This is a genomic window from Photobacterium sp. NCIMB 13483, from assembly GCF_003025475.1.
Classification (GTDB): Bacteria; Pseudomonadota; Gammaproteobacteria; order Enterobacterales; family Vibrionaceae; genus Photobacterium; species Photobacterium piscicola.
In genome coordinates this window covers 81,725-100,824 of sequence record NZ_PYLV01000006.1, presented here as the reverse complement: position 1 = coordinate 100,824, position 19,100 = coordinate 81,725, and the positions used below count along the sequence as shown (strand labels likewise).

The 19,100-nt window shown below is 41.5% G+C and carries 19 protein-coding genes; 12 read left to right on the top strand and 7 right to left on the bottom strand.

Translation table 11 applies throughout. The annotated features are described in order from the left end of the window. The first annotated feature begins 41 nt into the window (after positions 1-41). The 6 genes from glpK to tpiA all read left to right on the top strand — a co-directional run bounded on the left by glpK (position 42) and on the right by tpiA (position 5,793). The gene (glpK, locus tag C9I86_RS07245; RefSeq protein ID WP_107276023.1) at positions 42-1,568 is read left to right on the top strand and encodes a glycerol kinase GlpK; all 1,527 of its coding nucleotides are present in this window, start codon (positions 42-44) and stop codon (positions 1,566-1,568) included. Positions 1,569-1,784: 216 nt separating this feature from the next. Then, complete coding sequence (gene glpX, locus C9I86_RS07240; RefSeq protein ID WP_080158775.1) at positions 1,785-2,792, top strand: class II fructose-bisphosphatase; 1,008 nt, start codon at positions 1,785-1,787, stop codon at positions 2,790-2,792. A gap of 211 nt (positions 2,793-3,003) precedes the next feature. Beyond that, the gene (locus C9I86_RS07235; protein ID WP_080158776.1) at positions 3,004-3,621 is read left to right on the top strand and encodes a metalloregulator ArsR/SmtB family transcription factor; all 618 of its coding nucleotides are present in this window, start codon (positions 3,004-3,006) and stop codon (positions 3,619-3,621) included. A gap of 13 nt (positions 3,622-3,634) precedes the next feature. Next, on the top strand, positions 3,635-4,378 hold the full coding sequence (locus C9I86_RS07230) for a ferredoxin--NADP reductase (protein ID WP_080158777.1): 744 nt from the start codon (positions 3,635-3,637) through the stop codon (positions 4,376-4,378). A gap of 125 nt (positions 4,379-4,503) precedes the next feature. Further along, positions 4,504-4,800 (top strand): DUF3135 domain-containing protein, encoded by a 297-nt coding sequence (locus C9I86_RS07225; RefSeq protein ID WP_080158778.1) that lies wholly within the window; start codon positions 4,504-4,506, stop codon positions 4,798-4,800. Positions 4,801-5,022: 222 nt separating this feature from the next. Beyond that, complete coding sequence (gene tpiA / locus C9I86_RS07220; RefSeq protein WP_080158779.1) at positions 5,023-5,793, top strand: triose-phosphate isomerase; 771 nt, start codon at positions 5,023-5,025, stop codon at positions 5,791-5,793. A 148-nt stretch (positions 5,794-5,941) separates the two neighbouring features. On the opposite strand, the gene pfkA is transcribed toward tpiA, so the two are convergent. Both pfkA and C9I86_RS07210 read right to left on the bottom strand, forming a co-directional pair. Next, a complete protein-coding gene (gene pfkA / locus C9I86_RS07215; RefSeq protein WP_080158780.1) occupies positions 5,942-6,904 on the bottom strand; it encodes a 6-phosphofructokinase in 963 nt (320 codons plus the stop codon). Between the two features lie 507 nt (positions 6,905-7,411). Then, positions 7,412-7,894: a CpxP family protein gene (locus C9I86_RS07210; RefSeq protein ID WP_107276022.1), complete on the bottom strand. Its 483-nt coding sequence runs from the start codon at positions 7,892-7,894 to the stop codon at positions 7,412-7,414. A 201-nt stretch (positions 7,895-8,095) separates the two neighbouring features. On the opposite strand from C9I86_RS07210, the gene C9I86_RS07205 reads away from it, so the two are divergent. From C9I86_RS07205 to C9I86_RS07195, 3 genes are all read left to right on the top strand, one after another. After that, the gene (locus C9I86_RS07205) at positions 8,096-8,788 is read left to right on the top strand and encodes a response regulator (protein ID WP_107276021.1); all 693 of its coding nucleotides are present in this window, start codon (positions 8,096-8,098) and stop codon (positions 8,786-8,788) included. Beyond that, complete coding sequence (cpxA, locus tag C9I86_RS07200; protein ID WP_080158783.1) at positions 8,788-10,161, top strand: envelope stress sensor histidine kinase CpxA; 1,374 nt, start codon at positions 8,788-8,790, stop codon at positions 10,159-10,161. The genes C9I86_RS07205 and cpxA overlap by 1 nt, the downstream gene beginning before the upstream one ends. 96 nt (positions 10,162-10,257) lie before the next feature. After that, a complete protein-coding gene (locus tag C9I86_RS07195) occupies positions 10,258-10,722 on the top strand; it encodes a tRNA (cytidine(34)-2'-O)-methyltransferase (RefSeq protein WP_080158784.1) in 465 nt (154 codons plus the stop codon). An 89-nt stretch (positions 10,723-10,811) separates the two neighbouring features. Here C9I86_RS07195 and cysE read toward each other — a convergent pair whose 3' ends face one another. The 4 genes from cysE to C9I86_RS07175 form a co-directional block, all read right to left on the bottom strand. Beyond that, a complete protein-coding gene (cysE, locus tag C9I86_RS07190; protein WP_080158785.1) occupies positions 10,812-11,627 on the bottom strand; it encodes a serine O-acetyltransferase in 816 nt (271 codons plus the stop codon). A gap of 199 nt (positions 11,628-11,826) precedes the next feature. Further along, on the bottom strand, positions 11,827-12,837 hold the full coding sequence (gpsA, locus tag C9I86_RS07185) for an NAD(P)H-dependent glycerol-3-phosphate dehydrogenase (RefSeq protein WP_107276020.1): 1,011 nt from the start codon (positions 12,835-12,837) through the stop codon (positions 11,827-11,829). Between the two features lie 21 nt (positions 12,838-12,858). Continuing rightward, entirely contained in the window at positions 12,859-13,329 is a 471-nt protein-coding gene (gene secB, locus C9I86_RS07180) for a protein-export chaperone SecB (protein WP_060997786.1), read from the bottom strand. 130 nt (positions 13,330-13,459) lie between these two features. Further along, positions 13,460-13,897 carry a rhodanese-like domain-containing protein gene (locus C9I86_RS07175; protein WP_080158786.1) on the bottom strand — a complete coding sequence of 146 codons (438 nt, stop codon included), beginning with the start codon at positions 13,895-13,897 and terminating at the stop codon, positions 13,460-13,462. Between the two features lie 373 nt (positions 13,898-14,270). Here C9I86_RS07175 and gpmM point away from each other — a divergent pair, with 373 nt between their 5' ends. Together gpmM and envC are read left to right on the top strand one after the other, a co-directional pair. Continuing rightward, positions 14,271-15,812 (top strand): 2,3-bisphosphoglycerate-independent phosphoglycerate mutase, encoded by a 1,542-nt coding sequence (gene gpmM, locus C9I86_RS07170; RefSeq protein ID WP_107276019.1) that lies wholly within the window; start codon positions 14,271-14,273, stop codon positions 15,810-15,812. A 7-nt stretch (positions 15,813-15,819) separates the two neighbouring features. Continuing rightward, the gene (gene envC / locus C9I86_RS07165) at positions 15,820-17,112 is read left to right on the top strand and encodes a murein hydrolase activator EnvC (protein WP_199190756.1); all 1,293 of its coding nucleotides are present in this window, start codon (positions 15,820-15,822) and stop codon (positions 17,110-17,112) included. A 48-nt stretch (positions 17,113-17,160) separates the two neighbouring features. Here the strand turns inward: envC and C9I86_RS07160 are convergent, their stop codons facing one another. Continuing rightward, entirely contained in the window at positions 17,161-17,838 is a 678-nt protein-coding gene (locus tag C9I86_RS07160) for a TetR/AcrR family transcriptional regulator (RefSeq protein ID WP_080158788.1), read from the bottom strand. 307 nt (positions 17,839-18,145) lie between these two features. Here C9I86_RS07160 and lpxM point away from each other — a divergent pair, with 307 nt between their 5' ends. Further along, entirely contained in the window at positions 18,146-19,093 is a 948-nt protein-coding gene (lpxM, locus tag C9I86_RS07155) for a lauroyl-Kdo(2)-lipid IV(A) myristoyltransferase (RefSeq protein ID WP_107276018.1), read from the top strand. Positions 19,094-19,100: the final 7 nt, after the last annotated feature.

The window sequence follows — 19,100 nt, the reverse complement described above, 5'->3', positions numbered from 1 at the left end:
TAAAACTGACTCTATATAATAAAGATAACGAGGAACTCATCATGACTACTGAACGAAAATATATTGTGGCGTTAGATCAAGGAACAACCAGTTCTCGAGCCGTTGTGCTCGATCACAATGCCAATATCGTTTGTTCGTCACAACGCGAATTCACTCAAATTTATCCTAAAGCTGGTTGGGTTGAACATGATCCTCTTGAAATTTATGCGACCCAAAGTTCAACTATGGTGGAGGCATTAGCTAAAGCGGGTATTCGTAGCGATCAAGTCGCTGCAATCGGTATTACTAACCAACGTGAAACCACCATTGTATGGAATAAAAAAACCGGTAAACCCGTCTATAACGCTATCGTATGGCAATGTCGCCGTACCGCCGATATGTGTGAAGAGTTAAAACAACAAGGCTTAACGGATTATATTCGTGAAGCCACAGGCTTAGTGGTTGATCCGTACTTCTCTGGCACCAAGGTTAAATGGATTCTAGATAACGTTGAAGGCGCACGCGAACAAGCTGAAGCGGGCGAATTATTATTTGGTACTGTCGACACTTGGTTGATCTGGAAAATGACTCAAGGGCGTGTATTTGTTACTGATTACACCAACGCCTCTCGTACCATGCTATTTAATATCAACACATTACAATGGGATGAAAAGTTACTTTCAGCCCTAAATATTCCATTATCAATGATGCCTGAAGTTAAACCCTCATCTGAAGTTTATGGCCAAACCAACATTGGTGGTAAAGGCGGTACCCGTATTCCTATCGCAGGTATTGCGGGCGATCAACAAGCAGCATTATTTGGTCAAATGTGTGTTTCAGCAGGCCAAGCTAAAAATACTTATGGCACCGGTTGTTTCTTATTAATGAATACCGGCAAAGAAAAAGTCACCTCACATAATGGACTATTAACGACTCTCGCTTGTGGCCCTAAAGGTGATGTTACTTACGCCCTTGAAGGGGCAGTCTTTATGGGTGGCGCTTCCATTCAATGGTTACGTGATGAAGTTAAGCTACTCAGTGATGCTAACGATTCAGAATACTTTGCAGAAAAAGTGGGCAGTGCTAATGGCGTCTATGTTGTACCTGCATTTACTGGTTTAGGTGCACCATATTGGGACCCCTATGCCCGAGGTGCGATTGTCGGACTAACTCGTGGCGTTAATTCTAATCATATTATTCGTGCCACCCTTGAAAGTGTTGCTTACCAAACTCGCGATGTACTTGATGCAATGCAGGCAGATTCAGGCATTAAACTTGATATTTTACGGGTTGATGGTGGCGCTGTTGCCAATAACTTCTTAATGCAATTCCAAGCAGATATTTTAGCAACAGAAGTACATCGTCCAAAAGTTACCGAAGTCACCGCACTTGGTGCGGCGTACTTGGCGGGTCTGGCAATTGGCTTCTGGGATAGCATTGATGAGCTTCAACACAAATCACAATTAGATCGAAGTTTTACCCCATGTGAAGATGATAAAAAACGTAATCGTCGTTACCGTGGCTGGCAACGTGCGGTTGAATGTGCCAAAGGTTGGGCGTTTGACGAAGAAGAGGATGACGACGCGTAAATATCACCTTAATACCCTCTAAGATCAGGCCTGCTTATTTATAGCGGGCCTTTTTTATTTTTATTACAACTACATAATCCTAATTCCGTTGCGTTAGATCATCAATCCACTGCCTAGACAATCTAATTTCCCACCGTGTTGATAAGCCAATTATGCTAGAATTTGCGCAGAATTTTTATATCCTTGAACCTACCGATTTCTATATCTGGAGTTATCATGAAAGGCGATTTAGCAATAGCATTTGCTCGTGTTACCGAAGGCGCAGCCCTTGCCGGCCATAAATGGTTAGGCCGTGGCGATAAAATTGCAGCAGACAATGCCGCAGTTGAAGTTATGCGTACCCTGCTTAACCACACTAATATCAATGGCGAGATTGTTATTGGTGAAGGTGAAATCGATGAAGCACCAATGCTTTATATTGGAGAGCATGTGGGTTGTGGTGGTTGTGCTGTTGATATTGCAGTCGATCCTATCGAAGGTACGCGTATGACAGCAATGGGGCAAAATAATGCCCTCGCTGTACTTGCCGCAGGTGAAAAAGGTAGCCTGTTAAAAGCACCAGATATGTACATGGAAAAATTGGTTGTTGGCCCACAAGCTAAAGGTGTTATCGATCTTGATAAACCCTTAGCTGACAACTTTGCCGCTATTGCTACAGCACTGAACAAACCACTGAGTGAGCTGGTTGTTACTATTCTTGCTAAGCCTCGTCACGATCAACTTATCACTGAGATGCATGCCATGGGTGTGCGTGTATTTGCTTTCCCTGATGGCGATGTTGCAGCATCTATTCTTACATGTATGCCTGAAAGTGATGTTGATGTGATGTATTGCATTGGTGGCGCACCGGAAGGAGTCGTTTCAGCTGCCGCTATTCGCGCATTAGGTGGTGATATGCAAGGCCGTTTACTGCCTCGCCATCAAGTAAAAGGCGACACTGAGGAAAACCGCCGTTTAGGTGAAATGGAAATTCGTCGTTGTGAAGAAATGGGCATTGAACCAAACACACTACTACGCCTTGAAGACATGGCACGCAGTAATGATGTGATCTTTGCTGGTACAGGGATTACTAAAGGTGATTTAGTTGAAGGTATTCAGCGTCAAGGTGATATCGCCACCACTGAAACACTATTGATTAGCGGCAAATGCGGCACCATGCGCCGTATACAATCACGCTATGACTTAAACCGTCAACATGACGCAGTTAAGCAACATACGCTTTAATGTTATCAATGAAAAATGCACTTCGGTGCATTTTTTATCTCTCTTAGCGCACCTTACCTGCCTAACCTTATTTTCAGATCACTCACATCATAAATACGCCATTCTTAAACCTAAGAAGTCCTACGTTTAACTCATTATTATATTGTAAAGATATTGCTTTATTTAATAAGCTGATCCCATAATATAACAAGAGCAACAATGATGACTGATTATGAAAACTATTGAAAAAATCCTCTATCACATCAAATATGATGGTCCCGTTACAGCCAAAGTATTAGCTGATAAATTTCAGTTAACCACCATGGGTATTCGTCAACATCTACAATCGATGGAAGAACAAGGCTTAGTGGATGCTTATGATGTAAAAGTCAAAGTCGGCCGCCCAACGCGCCATTGGCAACTTACATCTCAAGGCCACCAACAATTTAGTAATCATCATGGCGAACTTGCCGTACAAACCCTAGAAGCCGTCAGTGATTTATTTGGTCAGCAAGGGCTACAAGCCATCATTGAAAAACGAGAACAACAAACATTAACTCATTACCAAGCAGCCATTGCTGATTGCCCTGATTTAAAAAGTAAACTCGTCGCACTTACAGAGTTACGTCAACATGATGGCTATATGGCTGAGCTTACCAGTGATGAAAACGGCTTTTTATTAATTGAAAATCATTGCCCTATTTGTCTTGCTGCAACTCGCTGCCCATCACTTTGCCACTCTGAGCTGGCTATTTTCCAACAACTATTAGGCGAGCAGACACATATTCAACGTCAAGAACACATTATTACAGGCCAAAGGCGCTGTGCTTATCGAATAACATCCAAATAACGAGGAGGCCACTATGGCTGATTGGATCCCTGCACAAGTTATTGCTAACCGTCACTGGAACCAAGATTTATTCAGTTTATCGCTACGCGCGAACATTGAACCGTTTAAAGCGGGACAATTTACTAAACTTGGCATAATGATCGGTGATAATTTGATCCAACGCGCCTACTCGTTTGTAAACCCACCTCAAGATTCTGACATTGAAATTTATGCCACTCGCGTTGCTGATGGTTTGCTGTCGCCACGCTTGCATGCATTACAAACTGGCGATACCGTTCAAATATCAGCACGGGCCAGTGGCTTTTTTACCCTCGATGAAGTGCCGACGGGTCAGCACTTATGGCTGTTTGCAACCGGAACAGCAATTGGGCCTTATTTATCAATTTTAGGGCAAAAAGAGGTTTGGCATAAATACCGTAAGATTATTGTGATCCATGCGGTACGTTATGCTGCCGATCTTAGTTATCAAGCTGAAATCAGTGCCCTCAAACAACAATATGGTGATCAGCTTATTGTGCAACCATTTGTTAGCCGCGAACCGGCCCCATTATGTTTGACAGGGCGCATACCACAAGCGATTGCTGATGGATTATTAGAACGTCACGTAGGTTTATACCTGACCCCTGAAAATAGCCAAGTTATGCTCTGTGGTAATCCACAAATGGTACGTGATACTAAAGCGGTACTTGAAGCGAAAGGGTTAACTAAAAACCTGCGTCGTAAACCAGGACAAATTACCATGGAACACTACTGGTAATCCTTATTCTACCCTATATTGCACCTCATTGAGCCTGAAGCGTCAGGCTCAATCTCAACCATAATAAGAACACCATCGCGGCTAGCAACTATCATTATGATAGATCCTAAATCAAGGAATAGCGGATGCACTCACTGCCTGACTTCGACCAACTGGTACAACTGGCTACCACCGATCCCCACCAGTTTGCATTATTACGCCAACGGTTAATTGACCAAACCATTGCCCAAGCCAACCCAAGTATGCAACCTCGATTACAGGCACAACAAAGCCATATCGATCGCCTCATTAACCACGCTAAAAACCCACTCCATCGCAACATTTTGTTGCAGCAAGAATTACAACGTCAATTACAACGTTTCAATCAAGCACTCCAATCACAATCGCCACCACAACAAGCAAAAATACTGCCATTAAAATGACAAAATCATTGGATACCCTTGGTAGCATATTCCGCCAATACGTTACAAAAAAACGACAAAAAACTGCATATATTGAAATATTTTTCTATTTGTAGTTCACTTTTTGTCTCGAAAAGGGTACAACCAAGCACATTAATGATTTTGAACAGTAAAAATTCAGTTCCGACTGGTATATTTTTACGTAGTTAAGTTAATTACGTCATTTAAATTTGGAGAAAAACTATGCGCCATCCTGTAGTTATGGGTAACTGGAAACTAAACGGCAGCAAAGAAATGGTTGTTGCTCTACTAAACGGTCTTAACGCTGAACTTGAAGGTGTTACAGGCGTAGACGTTGCAGTTGCTCCACCAGCACTTTTCATTGATCTTGCAGAGCGTACACTGACTGACGCTGGCAGCGCAATCATCCTAGGTGCTCAAAACTCTGACCTACATAACAGCGGTGCATTCACTGGCGACATGTCTCCAGCTATGCTGAAAGAATTTGGTGCTACTCATATCATCATCGGTCACTCTGAGCGTCGTGAATACCACCACGAGTCAGACGAATTTGTTGCTAAGAAATTCGCATTCCTAAAAGAAAATGGTTTAACACCTGTTCTTTGTATCGGCGAAACTGACGCACAAAACGAAGCTGGCGAAACAATGGCTGTTTGTGCACGTCAAATTGACGCTGTAATCAACACTCAAGGCGTTGAAGCTCTTGAAGGTGCTATCATCGCTTACGAACCAATCTGGGCTATCGGTACTGGTAAAGCAGCTACAGCTGAAGATGCACAACGCATTCACGCAGCAATCCGTGCTCACATTGCAGAGAAATCTGAAGCAGTTGCTAAGAACGTTGTTATCCAATACGGCGGTTCTGTTAAGCCTGAAAATGCTGCAGCTTACTTCGCACAACCAGACATCGATGGTGCTCTAGTTGGCGGTGCAGCACTTGACGCGAAAAGCTTTGCAGCTATCGCTAAAGCAGCAGCTGAAGCAAAAAAATAATCTTTCTTAATGATTGATGAAATCAAGGCCACCTACGGGTGGCCTTTTTATTATCGCAAATAAAGTACAGCATCAAAAAAATCACCCGATAAAAAAAGGCCGATATAAATATCGACCTTAATGATTTCAGTATCTTTATAACGTAATTTTAGAACAGCTTTTCAGCCAACTCATATAAATCGTTACGTACTGGACGACGCATATTTTCAATCGCATCGATAATGTCATGGTGAACCAGTTTTTCGCATTGAATACCAACGCAACGACCGCCTTCACCTTGCTGTAGTAGCTCAACCGCATATGCACCCATACGAGATGCTAATACACGGTCAAATGCATCAGGCTGACCACCACGTTGAATATGGCCTAATACTGTTGCACGAGTCTCACGGCCAGTTTCAGCTTCAATGAATTTAGCCAGTGCGTTAACATCTGTCATTAATTCAGTGATAGCGATAATTGCGTGTTTCTTGCCTTTCGCGATACCTCGATTGATATGCGCAATCAGTTGATCTTTATCAAGACCAGTTTCAGGGGTAATGATGTACTCACAACCACCAGCAATCGCAGACATTAGTGTTAGATCACCACAATGGCGACCCATTACTTCAACAATTGAAATACGCTGATGAGAAGATGACGTATCACGTAGACGGTCAATAGCGTCGATAACAGTGTTCATTGCTGTCATGTAACCGATAGTATAATCAGTACCTGCAACATCATTATCAATCGTACCTGGAATACCAATACAAGGGTAACCCATTTCAGTTAGCTTCTTCGCACCCATGTATGAGCCGTCGCCACCGATAACAACCAATGCATCAATACCGTGCAATTTCAGATTCTCAATCGCTTTTTCACGAATTTCCACTTCACGGAATTCAGGAAAACGAGCTGAACCTAAAAATGTACCGCCTTTGTTAATTACATCGGATACACTTTGACGATCAAGTTTTTCAATGCGGTTATTGTATAGGCCATGGTAGCCATCAAAAATACCGTAAACTTCTAGATCTTCTGTCAACGCTGCACGAACTACGCCGCGAACCGCTGCATTCATACCAGGTGCGTCACCACCACTGGTCAAAACACCAATCTTCTTAATCATGGTTACCCTCTGACTTTGGGAATTGAAAAATCAAATCCAACACGACATACCGAGGTTCCCCTTCTCGATATCACAATCAATACTTATCAGACTGTGTTCGTGAAAACTGAAATTTTCCTACTTATGTAGAAGTATTACAATTTAAATGGAATATTTTGTTGATTCATATCACGCTAGCACATCACTTCCCCGTCATCGATACTTATCATCCGTCATCATGATTATTGTAATAATTTTTTGAATAAACCAATCATAACTAACAATCGCGGGTACCGTTAATGGTTGTAGAAATGTAGACAATAGCTAATATCACGCAGTATAGCTGTTTTATGATAAAAATTAATAACGAAACCTACCATAAAAATACAATCACTGCTTTATTCTGAGGCCATTTCAGAGTAAAGATCTTAAAAAAATCACCGAATAATAAACTTAATATCAAAAACAAAAAAAGCCACAGTAAAGACTATGGCTAATGGATGGCGTCGAACGCTTATCTATTGATGTTTAGTGACTATTTTTAGCCTCTAATCGCATTAAATGCTTTTCAGCTCGTTGTTGCTGTAGTTCAGCATATTTCTGCTTCTGCTCTGGCGTCAAAATATTAACCATCTTATGACGTTGTTCTAGCATTGCCACACGGCGTTCAACCTGTTGCTGTGACATCTTTTCAGCAATGGCACGTACTGCTGATTCATCAAAATTACTCGCTAATACCAACTTATCTAATTGCTGACGCTCAGCCAACATCGTTTTATGATTCTCTACTCGCTGTGCTTGATGCTCGCTACGATTCGCTTGGCGTAACGTTTTCATTTCTTGTTGTTGGGCAGCAGTAAGATCTAACTGACTAAAAATTTTGCCACCATGATGACCTTTCATCATTCGGCCTTGGTGATCTTGATGATCTTGGCCTGCAAATGCAGACATAGAACCCAGTGCTAATGGCAATGCCATTGCGATAACAAGTGTTTTATTAAATATTTTCATCGTTGTTTCTCCAGCACTATCATTGAATAAATTGCCATCGTATATGGCTTGGTAGTTATCATAACGGCTGGAAAGTAAAATGCTGTCTAGCAAATGTAAACTAGCGTAAAGCTAATGCAGCTTAACTTGGCGTACCAGCAAAGATTAGCGATACTAAGCCAACTTGATTGAGTAACCCCCTTTGCATTTCAGGACACCATTATGGCAAAAATTCTCTTAGTTGATGACGATATAGAACTAACCGCACTTCTTAAAGATATTCTTGAACTAGAAGGGTTTGAGGTAGAAGAAGCGAATAATGGTCTTGAAGGGCTAGCAAAAATCGACAACAGTATTGATTTAATCTTACTTGATGTGATGATGCCAAAAATGAATGGCACCGAAATGTTACGCCGTTTACGAGAAAAACACACCACTCCGGTGATGATGTTAACCGCTAAAGGTGATGAAATTGATCGCGTACTCGGACTTGAACTTGGTGCTGATGATTATTTACCGAAACCCTTTAGTGATCGTGAATTACTGGCACGTATGCGAGCGGTGCTAAGACGAACTCAACCAAATACCGAAACAAAAGCCAATCACAATGAATGCCTTATCTATCAAGATCTCACCATTTATCCTGGTCGACAAGAAGTACTATACAATCAACAGCCGATTGAAATGACGGGTACCGAATTCGCACTTCTAAGCTATTTTGTTCAACACCCAGGTAAGATTATTGCAAAAGAAGAGTTAAGCCTTGAAGTACTTGGAAAACGTTTTGCTCAATTTGATCGCGCAATAGATATGCACGTTTCAAATTTACGTAAAAAATTACCCATGCGTAGCGATGGCAAACCGCTAATAAAAACCTTGCGTGGTAAAGGTTATTTATTAATTGAGGCTATCTAATGAAAATCCCTGGGTTTACTCACCTTTATGGGCGTATTTTCGCTATATTCTGGACCACATTATTAGTGGTCGTCATCACTCTCGTCTTGATGTTTCAATATGATCCACGCTCAGTACAAACGATACCTGATCATCAATTAGTGCGTTTTCAATCTCAAGCAGAGCAAATCAATCAACGTTTAAATACCCCCTCGCCATCAAGTCATACTAGCCTTATTACACGAATAAAAACCCTGACGCATCGCCGAGATAACCATCGTAGTCAACTTTATTTTACAACCATTGATGGCGATATTATTGCGCCACAAAAACACACTAAAGCGCTGCGTAATTTTATTACGATTGCCGATAATCCAAGTAAACCTCAACAACGACTTTATGGACGCTGGCTCATTGCGGGTCCATTTGAGATCACCACTGAACAACAATCATTGTATATGTATCGTGGTCAGGTATGGCGCGGCTCTCCGCCCTTCTTCGTTCAAATAATGGATAAACCCTTTAAATTATTATTATTTACGATGTTAGTCAGTACGCCTTTTTTATTATGGCTGGCATGGGCTGTCACCCGTCCAGCACGACGCTTACAACAAGCCGCTGAACGGGTAGCCCGCGGAGAATTTGAAGCGGATCCGACCTTAGAACAAGGGCCTCAAGAGTTTAAACAAGCGGGAGCCAGTTTTAATCAAATGGTTGATGCACTTAACAATATTATTAGCGGTCAACAACGGTTGTTATCTGATATTTCACATGAATTACGCTCCCCCTTAACGCGATTGCGTATGGCGACAGCTTTAGCACAACGCAAACAAGGTCAAAGTAACGAACTATCCCGCATTGATACTGAAGCAGAACGATTAGAAAAAATGATCAGTGAGCTATTAGAGCTATCTCGTATGCAGGTCAATAGTCATCAACAACAACAAATCATCGACAGTCACAGCTTATGGTATGAAATGTTGGAAGATGCCCGCTTTGAAGCAGAACAACACCATAAAACATTAACCTATAATCAACTTCAAGCTTGGCCATTAAAAGGCAACCCAAATTTATTAATTAGTGCCTTAGAAAACGTTATTCGTAATGCAATTAAATATGGCAATAACGTTATTGAAGTTACCTTTACGCCTCAACAACAGCAATTACTGATCACCATTGATGATAATGGTGAAGGTGTGCCTAATGATGAACTTGATGATATTTTTAGGCCCTTTTATCGCGTTTCAACTGCCCGCGATCGTAGTAGTGGTGGAACGGGCTTAGGATTAGCGATAACAGAAAGTGCATTACGGCAGCATAGTGGCAATATCAAAGCAACATCAAGTCCATTAGGTGGTTTACGGATCAGTATGACACTACCGTTAGCCCGTTAAGACACAAGGTTAACCTTACGTATAAAGATGATTGCTTGTTGCCGTTACGCTTGTCACAATATGACCTCTTTTTGCACCAAATGAAGCTGAATAACTATGTTTGATATTGCGTTATATGAACCTGAAATCGCCCCCAACACTGGCAATATTATTCGCCTTAGTGCTAATTGTGGTGCCAACTTACATTTAATTGAGCCACTTGGATTTGATTTAGAAGAAAAGAAATTACGTCGGGCAGGTTTAGACTATCATGATCTAACCCATGTTTACCGCCATAAAAACTTTGATGCATTTATGGAAGCGATGGCGGGACGTCGTATTTTTGCTTGTACGACTAAAACCACTAACTACCATGTTAATGCGAAATTTGGCGAAGGTGATGTGTTACTTTTTGGTCCTGAAACTCGTGGCTTACCCGCTGAATTTATTGCCAGCCTACCATTGGAACAACGACTTCGTATTCCAATGCAACCCGATAGCCGCAGCTTAAATCTTTCAAATGCTGTCGCGATTATTGCGTTTGAAGCATGGCGTCAATTAGATTTTAATGGCTCTATTTAGCATTTTTAATCAATGAGCACCAAAAAGGCGATCATTCGATCGCCTTTTTTATTCATGATATTAATGACTTATAAATTAATCATTATCACTTAGTCAATATGATTAAATACGTCATCACTGCCATTAAACTGTTGATCCATCTCAGTTGCAGGCTTTGCCGTTTTAGGACGACCAACAATAATTGCGGGCACACCAGCAACCGTCGTATGTGGTGGTACTGGTTCTAATACCACCGAGCATGCACCAATTTTAGCCCCAGCACCAACTTCAATGTTACCCAGTACTTTAGCTCCGGCACCGATCATTACCCCTTGACGAATTTTAGGGTGACGATCACCACTTTCTTTACCAGTACCGCCTAACGTCACATCTTGCAAAATCGATACTTCATCTTCAATCACCGTGGTTTCACCGATCACGATTCCAGTCGCATGGTCAAACATGATGCCACAACCGATTTGTGCTGCTGGGTGAACATCAACCTGACAAGCCACGGATATTTGGTTTTGTAAATATACCGCGAGTGCTTTACGGTTTTGCTTCCATAGCCAATTGGCTACGCGATACCCCTGCAAAGCATGACAACCTTTAAGGTAAAGTAATGGAATAGAGTAAGCATTAATGGCGGGATCACGCTCTACAACCGCACGAATATCACAAGCGGCAGCTTCAACAATATTACTATCACTAACGAATGCTTCTTCTATTACCTCACGTACTGCCATTGCTGGCATCGAGGGTGTTGCCAGTTTATTGGCTAAGATATAACTCAATGCTGACGCTAAATTTTCATGCTTAATAATTGTGGCATGATAAAAACTGGCAAGCATAGGTTCTTGTTCGGCTTGTTGTCGTGCTTCTTGCTCGATCTCTAACCATAACTGATATTGCTGACATTCCTTCACGAGTCCCTCGGTTCCACTTCTTTATATTAATCAAACCAATGCCATCATTAATCATCAATTAATAGGCGCTTTAATAGGGTATACGTTACACAATCAAAAATACTGAACGTTATTGTATTTTAGTACAGTTATAAAAAATAACGCGAGCCTAAGCTCGCGTTATTTTATAGATATCAGTTATCACCCTGAACAAGCAACTTTATTCGTACTTTTTCTCACGTGCGAGTAAATCTTTTGCTGCTTCTCGAGCGTCTTTACCAAGATAAAGTACTTGATAAATTTGTTCGGTAATTGGCATTTCAACCTGATGGCGTTGTGCTAATAACCACACTTCTTTGGTATTACGATAACCTTCTACTACTTGACCAATATCTTGCTGAGCTTGTTCAACACTACAGCCATGACCGAGCGCTAAACCAAAGCGGCGATTACGGGACTGATTATCAGTACATGTCAAAACTAAATCACCCAAACCTGCCATTCCCATAAAGGTTTCTGGTTGCGCACCAAGCGCGGCTCCCAAACGGCACATTTCAGCTAAACCACGGGTAATTAACGCCGTACGGGCATTGGCACCAAAGCCAATACCATCAGACATTCCTGCACCAATCGCGATCACATTTTTAACTGCGCCACCCAGCTGCATTCCAATAAAATCACTGTTGCTATAGACACGGAATGTCTTATCACAATGAATTTTTTGTTGTAAATCAGCCACAAAATCAGTATCAGGTGAAGAAACAGCAATCGCAGTAGGCATACCTGCAGCTAACTCTTTCGCAAAAGTTGGTCCAGACAATACCGCAAGTGGTATTTGATCACCCAACACCTCAACTGCAACATCTTTAAGTAGACGCCCTGTATCAGGTTCTAATCCCTTCGTTGCCCAACAGATACGAGAATCTGGACGCAAGAAAGGTTTAATTTGTGCTAATACGCCACCAAAAACATGGCTTGGTACAACAACTAACACATCACGACTACCTTGAATGGCTGCTTGCAAGTCTGACGTTAAAATTAACGACTCAGGAAAGCTTACCCCAGGAAGAAACGCTTCATTGGCACGATCGATTTCCAATTGCGCCATATGGTGCGGCTCATGGCCCCACAAAATGACATTGGCACCATTTCTGGCTAATGCAATTGCTAATGCTGTCCCGTAAGATCCAGCGCCTAACACTGCCATCGAAATCGTATTATTAACGTTCATTATATTGGTCACTTTTACAAATTAAGCTTCTGAATTAGCAGTATTTGCTTCAGCTTGGTTTTCTAAGTAGTTCATGAATAAAGCATCAAAGTTTACTGGTGCTAGGTTCAATTGTGGGAACGTACCTTTAACCACTAGGCTAGAGATTGTTTCACGTGCATATGGGAATAGGATATTCGGGCAGAACGCACCTAGACAATGTGCTAGTTGTGGCGCTTCCATACCAGCAACAGTGAAAATACCACCTTGTTGTACTTCACATAGGAATGCATTTTCTTCTTCGTTCTTAACCGTTACAGTTAGACGAAGTACCACTTCATATACACCTTCAGCTAATTCACGGCTTTGAGTATCAAGATCCAATTTCACATCAGGATTCCATTCTTTTTGGAAAACGTCTGGTGAATTTGGCGCTTCAAAAGACACATCTTTTAGGAATACGCGTTGAATTTGGAAGTTTTGTTGTGCTTCGGTATTTGCTGCTTCAGCCATTTTTGGAGTCCTTTATAAATACTCGCTACCACGAGTTATTAATTATACTAGCAACTGTGCATTCCACAGGCTGCATCAATTTAGATCGTCATTTCACATTCATAACACTGCAAAATCACATCGAATAAAATTATTTTTTCTTGCTTGCAACAAGCGGTAAGTTAGCTTCATTCCAAGCAATAAGACCGTCTTTTAAAACGTTAACGTTAGTAAAACCATCTTTACTTAGTTGGTTTGCAGTCTCTTGCGCTACTTGACCCGTCTTACATATAACAATAATTGGGGCAGCTTTGTGTTTTTCAAGCTCTGGGGTGTTTTGACGTTGGATTTGACTTGGTAAAATGTGAACTGAACCTACAATATGACCTTTACGGAACTCATCACGGCTACGAATATCAAGGAATACGCCCTCTTCGTTATTGACTAATGCCGTCGCTTCATTAATGCCAATTGTTTTATATTTAGCATTTTTCTCTTTTACCATCATGCTAATTAGTGCGATAACAATACCAATCCAAGCCAATGATAAAACAGGGTTACTTGTTAAAAATTCAATATATTGATGCATTTACTTTACTCTGTTGTCATGGTTCGCTATCGCAAGCCATGATATTACGGTTTAAAAAAATGACTGTGAGTATACCTAGGTTGCTGATCTTGTAACAGCGACCTTGAGTATAAAAGCTTATTGACTGATGACCTATCAATGAAATAGAAAAAAACTGTGATCCAGAGCTTACACTTTAATGAATAAATGCCTATATTCGACGGGGAGTACAAACAAGCAAGCAAAGATTTAGTTGCATCTACTGCTACTGCTTTGATGTGCTTTTGTAGTAAAATCGTGATAATTATTATATCAATTACCTTAAAAGGTATTTAGAACACTGAGCCTATTAAGGTAATTGATGTATTTTATTTAATTCGAAGAGGGACAGGATATGTCTGCGAAGAAACCACTTGCACTTGTTATTTTAGATGGCTGGGGCTACCGCGAAGATAACTCAAATAATGCGATTGCAAACGCTAACACACCCGTAATGGATGCGTTAATGGCGAACAATCCCAATACACTTATCGCAGCGTCAGGCCTAGAAGTAGGTCTACCTGAAGGCCAAATGGGTAACTCTGAAGTGGGTCATACCAATATTGGTGCTGGCCGTGTGGTATATCAAGATCTTACTCGCATTACTAAAGCCATTGGCGATGGTGAATTCTTTGAAAATGAAGCGCTTGTTAATGCTATTGATAAAGCAGTAAATACAGGTAAAGCGGTTCATATTCTAGGCCTTGTATCTCCAGGTGGCGTACACAGCCACGAAGACCACATTGCAGCAGCAATTGAAATGGCTGCTAACCGTGGTGCAGAGAAAATTTACCTACATGCATTCCTTGATGGTCGTGATACACCACCACGTAGCGCGCAGCACTCACTAGAGCGTTTCGATGCCCTATTTGCAAAACTAGGTAAAGGCCGTACCGCTTCTCTTGTAGGTCGTTACTACGCAATGGATCGTGATAACAACTGGGATCGCGTTGAAGTTGCTTACAACTTACTAACTGCTGCTAAAGGTGAATTTACCTTTACTAACGCAACTGAAGGTCTAGCGGCCGCTTATGAGCGTGGCGAGAATGATGAGTTCGTTAAAGCAACTGAACTACGTGCTGAAGGCCAAGAAGCAGCAATCATGGCTGATGGCGATAGCGTTATCTTCATGAACTACCGTGCTGACCGTGCACGTGAAATCACTCGTACATTTGAGCCTAACTTCACTAGCTTTGCTCGTGCTCAGTTCCCTCAATTAGCTGATTTCGTAATGCTAACACAATATGCTGCAGACATTGAGCTAACCACAGCTTTCGCACCAGCAAGCCTAGAAAACACATTAGGTGAGTGGCTATCGAAGAAAGGTAAAAAACAGCTACGTATTTCTGAAACAGAAAAATACGCACACGTAACTTTCTTCTTTAATGGCGGTAAAGAAGATGAATTTGACGGTGAATCTCGTTCACTCGTTGCATCACCAAAAGTGGCAACTTACGATCTTCAACCTGAAATGAGCTCACCAGAGCTAACTGAAAAATTAGTTGCTGCAATTAAGAGCGGCGAATTTGACGTTATTATCTGTAACTACCCTAACGGTGATATGGTTGGTCACACTGGCGTTTACGATGCTGCTGTTAAAGCGTGTGAAGCACTTGATAGCTGTATTGGTCAAGTTGTCGCTGCAATCAAAGAAATGGATGGTCAGTTATTAATTACTGCCGATCACGGTAACGCAGAAATGATGGTTAACCCTGAAACCGGTGGTATCCATACTGCACACACTAACTTACCAGTGCCATTAATTTACGTGGGTAATAAAGACCTTGATCTTAAGCCAAACGGTAAGCTATCTGATCTAGCACCAACTATGCTATCGCTAACAGATATCGAAATCCCTGCAGAGATGTCTGGTCAGGTGCTATACAATCTGAAATAATTATCCCATGCGGGATATTATTAATAGACACCTCAACCTAAAAATCCGCGCCAGTGCTTTATGCACTGGCGCTTTTCTATGCGTGGTATTTGCAGCCCCATGTGCAGCATCCAGTCAAAAACAGCTTGATGGCGTAAAACAGGAAATATCACGCCAAAAAAATCAGCTGGATAGTAAACAGCAAAACTATGCTGTATTACAAAAACAACTTAAACAACACGAACTGGATATCGCTCAAACTGCCAATAAAATCCACCAAACTAATGACCAATTGACAACAATAACCCAATCAATTGCCAAGTTAGAACAGCAACAACAGCAACTACAACAACAGCAACAGCAACAAATTGGTGTATTAAAAACGCTAATCAATGCGCAATACCGCCAAGGAAATAATAGTGATCTAGCCAATCTGCTCAGTGGTGAAAATACGGCAAAATTAGACCGTATGACAACCTATGCCGAGTATGTCAGCAAAGCACGCGCATCCGCTATTGATGCACTGGATGCGACCAAAACAGAATTACAACTTAAAATCCATACCCTTGCAGAACAAAAAGCTGAACGCCAACAAGCTCTAGCTGAACTTAACCAGCAAAAACAAAAACTTGATAGCCAACAGCAATCGCGTCAACAAACACTAAATAAAATAAAATCACAGATCCATACCAGTACTGAGGCTCTCGCTGATTTACGAGCGGATGAGCAAAACATGCTCAAGGCAATTGCCAAAGCGAAAGCAGAAGCTATTGCTCGAGCAAAAGCTGAAGCCGCAGCACGCGCAAAAGCTGAAGCCGAAGCTCAAGCCCGTATTGCAGCAGCGAAAGAGGCAAAAGCACGAGCGATTGCAGAAGCACAAGCAAAACAACTCAAAGCACGCTACGCTAAAATGCAAGTACCAATGGATGGATTAGCACGCTATAAAGGTAAACTGCAATGGCCCCTTCGCGGACCCATCATTCACAATTATGGCGCGCCATTACAACGTGAACTGCATTGGAAAGGGATGGTCATCAGTCAACCGATTGGTAGCCAAGTCAAAGCGATATACTCAGGTAAAGTCGTCTTTGCCGATTGGCTGCGTGGTTACGGCTTAATGATTGCCATTGATCACGGTAAAGGTGATATGAGTTTCTATGGTTATAACCAAACGCTACTCAGAAAGATTGGTGATTCAGTGCAAGCTGGGGAGCCGATAGCCTTAGTGGGTGACAGTGGTGGCCAAGAACAACCCGGATTATATTTCCAAATCCGCCGTAAAGGCACGCCCGTCGATCCTCGACCATGGTTAACGCGCTAGATTAAGCATTTAAACTAAAAAGGTTGGCCATGAGCCAACCTTTTTTTATCACAAACCACGGGTAGTGATCTTTTGTTGTTGTTCTAAATACTGTTGTTCTTGCTCTAAATAATAGTGCTGTAAGGAAGCAACCCGCTGCTGACCTAACTCTGTTGCTAGTGGTCGTACAATATTTAGCATTTGTTGAACACCATGATAAATCACTGTTTGAGTAATTTTAGCCCCTGGTGCTTGAGTGGTTTGATAGCTGATCCAAGATGAAGCGACCAACTTTAGCGTATCAGCTAATACTTTTAGATCAATATCAGCAAGTGCAAGTAGACCAGCATCACGAAAATTAATCATTATCTGGCTAATATTAACCTGTAACTGAGTCTGCACTGCCAAATATTTATCTTGAAGAACAGCATCTCGACGTAAAATATCCGGTAAATTGGCATAGAAGAAACGGTAACGCCACATCAATAAAAATACCGCATCAAGATAACGTAACAAGCTTGCCTCAATCGCCTCTACCACAGCAACAGGTTCAAAACTCACCTTTAAATCAATGGCATATTGGTCAAATATACAATGAATAATTTGCTCTTTATTACGAAAATGATAATACAAATTACCGGGGCTGATCCCTAAATCAGCAGCAATATGATTAGTGGTCACACTAGGTTCACCATCCTCATTAAACAACGCTAATGCTGCATGAATAATTCGATCTCGGGTTTTCATTTCATCATCATCCTTCGCCCTTGCAGTGAATATAATGTTATCATAATTTAGTGTTTATCCACTTAGTGAAGCTATAAAAACCATGCCTTTATTTCATCCTATAAAGAGGGATCATCTTCATTAAGTGAATGATTTATTACTACGGATACACCAACATAATGGTTAACTACGTTGTCATTTTCTCTCCTGTTTAATAAAGGTAGAATATAAACAAGATGACCGTAATAATAACGAAAACATAAGTACTCAAATACATGATGGCAGATATTCGCCAACACTATAACTTCGTGAGATAGATGTAATTCATATGACTAAAAACCATTACGACAAGCAAGCATATAACCCTCAGTTTGAGTGGTCTTTTGTGCACCCGCGTTATTGGGGAACATGGCTCGCAGTGATGATTGCTTCACTATTGAGCTTACTGCCTCATGGTGCACGACGTTCATTAGCGACTGTTTTTGCAAAACAAGCTATCAAACTAAAAAGTGGCGCCAACCATCGCGCGCGCGTCAATCTAAAGATGTGTTTCCCTGAAAAATCAGACGCTGAACGCGAACATATTTTATTGCAAAACCTGATCACTGCCGGCAGCTTTCTGTCTGGATTCGCATCACTATCAGTGCGTAATAAAGCATGGCTTGAACAACATACCGTTATTCGTGGCATGGAAAACCTCACCAGCCTTACAGAGCAGCAGCAAAGTGTCATTTTGTTGGTACCGCATACTTGGGCAATTGATATTCCAGCAGTACTGTTAGCATCGCGCGGATTACCCGTTTCAGCAATGGCAAAAAAACAAAAGAACCCAGTTTCTGATTGGCTTATGCATCGCCAACGGGTGCAATATGGTGGTCGTGTTTATGAGCGAAGTGGTGGTATTAAGCCGTTTATTAAGTCCATTCGAGAAGGTTATTTAGGTTACTACTTACCAGATGAAGACTTAGGTCCAGAGCACAGTGTATTCGTTGATTTCTTTGGTACCACCAAAGCGACAATGGCAGGTCTTGGTCGCTTATCAAAATTAAGCCGCGCTAAAATTGTACCGTTATTTGCAATGTACAACAGTGAAACTGGCATGTATGAATTGGACTTTTATCCTGCACAGCCCTTCCCTGCAGAGACAGAAGAACAAGATGCGCGAATGATGAATCAATGTATTGAACAATATGTTAATCAGCGCCCAGAACAATACATGTGGATTTTACGCTTGTTGAAGACGCGTCCAAATAATAATGAAAAACCTTATAATTGAGAATGAC

Coding starts and splice junctions, on each gene's coding strand:
- C9I86_RS07210 (WP_107276022.1), bottom strand. CDS start 7,894: ATGAAAATATTTAATAAAACACTTGTTATCGCAATGGCATTGCCATTA.
- C9I86_RS07205 (WP_107276021.1), top strand. CDS start 8,096: ATGGCAAAAATTCTCTTAGTTGATGACGATATAGAACTAACCGCACTT.
- C9I86_RS07175 (WP_080158786.1), bottom strand. CDS start 13,897: ATGCATCAATATATTGAATTTTTAACAAGTAACCCTGTTTTATCATTG.
- C9I86_RS07160 (WP_080158788.1), bottom strand. CDS start 17,838: ATGAAAACCCGAGATCGAATTATTCATGCAGCATTAGCGTTGTTTAAT.
- lpxM (WP_107276018.1), top strand. CDS start 18,146: ATGACTAAAAACCATTACGACAAGCAAGCATATAACCCTCAGTTTGAG.
- gpsA (WP_107276020.1), bottom strand. CDS start 12,837: ATGAACGTTAATAATACGATTTCGATGGCAGTGTTAGGCGCTGGATCT.
- cpxA (WP_080158783.1), top strand. CDS start 8,788: ATGAAAATCCCTGGGTTTACTCACCTTTATGGGCGTATTTTCGCTATA.
- envC (WP_199190756.1), top strand. CDS start 15,820: ATGCGGGATATTATTAATAGACACCTCAACCTAAAAATCCGCGCCAGT.
- C9I86_RS07225 (WP_080158778.1), top strand. CDS start 4,504: ATGCACTCACTGCCTGACTTCGACCAACTGGTACAACTGGCTACCACC.
- C9I86_RS07235 (WP_080158776.1), top strand. CDS start 3,004: ATGAAAACTATTGAAAAAATCCTCTATCACATCAAATATGATGGTCCC.
- tpiA (WP_080158779.1), top strand. CDS start 5,023: ATGCGCCATCCTGTAGTTATGGGTAACTGGAAACTAAACGGCAGCAAA.
- gpmM (WP_107276019.1), top strand. CDS start 14,271: ATGTCTGCGAAGAAACCACTTGCACTTGTTATTTTAGATGGCTGGGGC.
- glpX (WP_080158775.1), top strand. CDS start 1,785: ATGAAAGGCGATTTAGCAATAGCATTTGCTCGTGTTACCGAAGGCGCA.
- pfkA (WP_080158780.1), bottom strand. CDS start 6,904: ATGATTAAGAAGATTGGTGTTTTGACCAGTGGTGGTGACGCACCTGGT.
- C9I86_RS07230 (WP_080158777.1), top strand. CDS start 3,635: ATGGCTGATTGGATCCCTGCACAAGTTATTGCTAACCGTCACTGGAAC.
- secB (WP_060997786.1), bottom strand. CDS start 13,329: ATGGCTGAAGCAGCAAATACCGAAGCACAACAAAACTTCCAAATTCAA.
- C9I86_RS07195 (WP_080158784.1), top strand. CDS start 10,258: ATGTTTGATATTGCGTTATATGAACCTGAAATCGCCCCCAACACTGGC.
- glpK (WP_107276023.1), top strand. CDS start 42: ATGACTACTGAACGAAAATATATTGTGGCGTTAGATCAAGGAACAACC.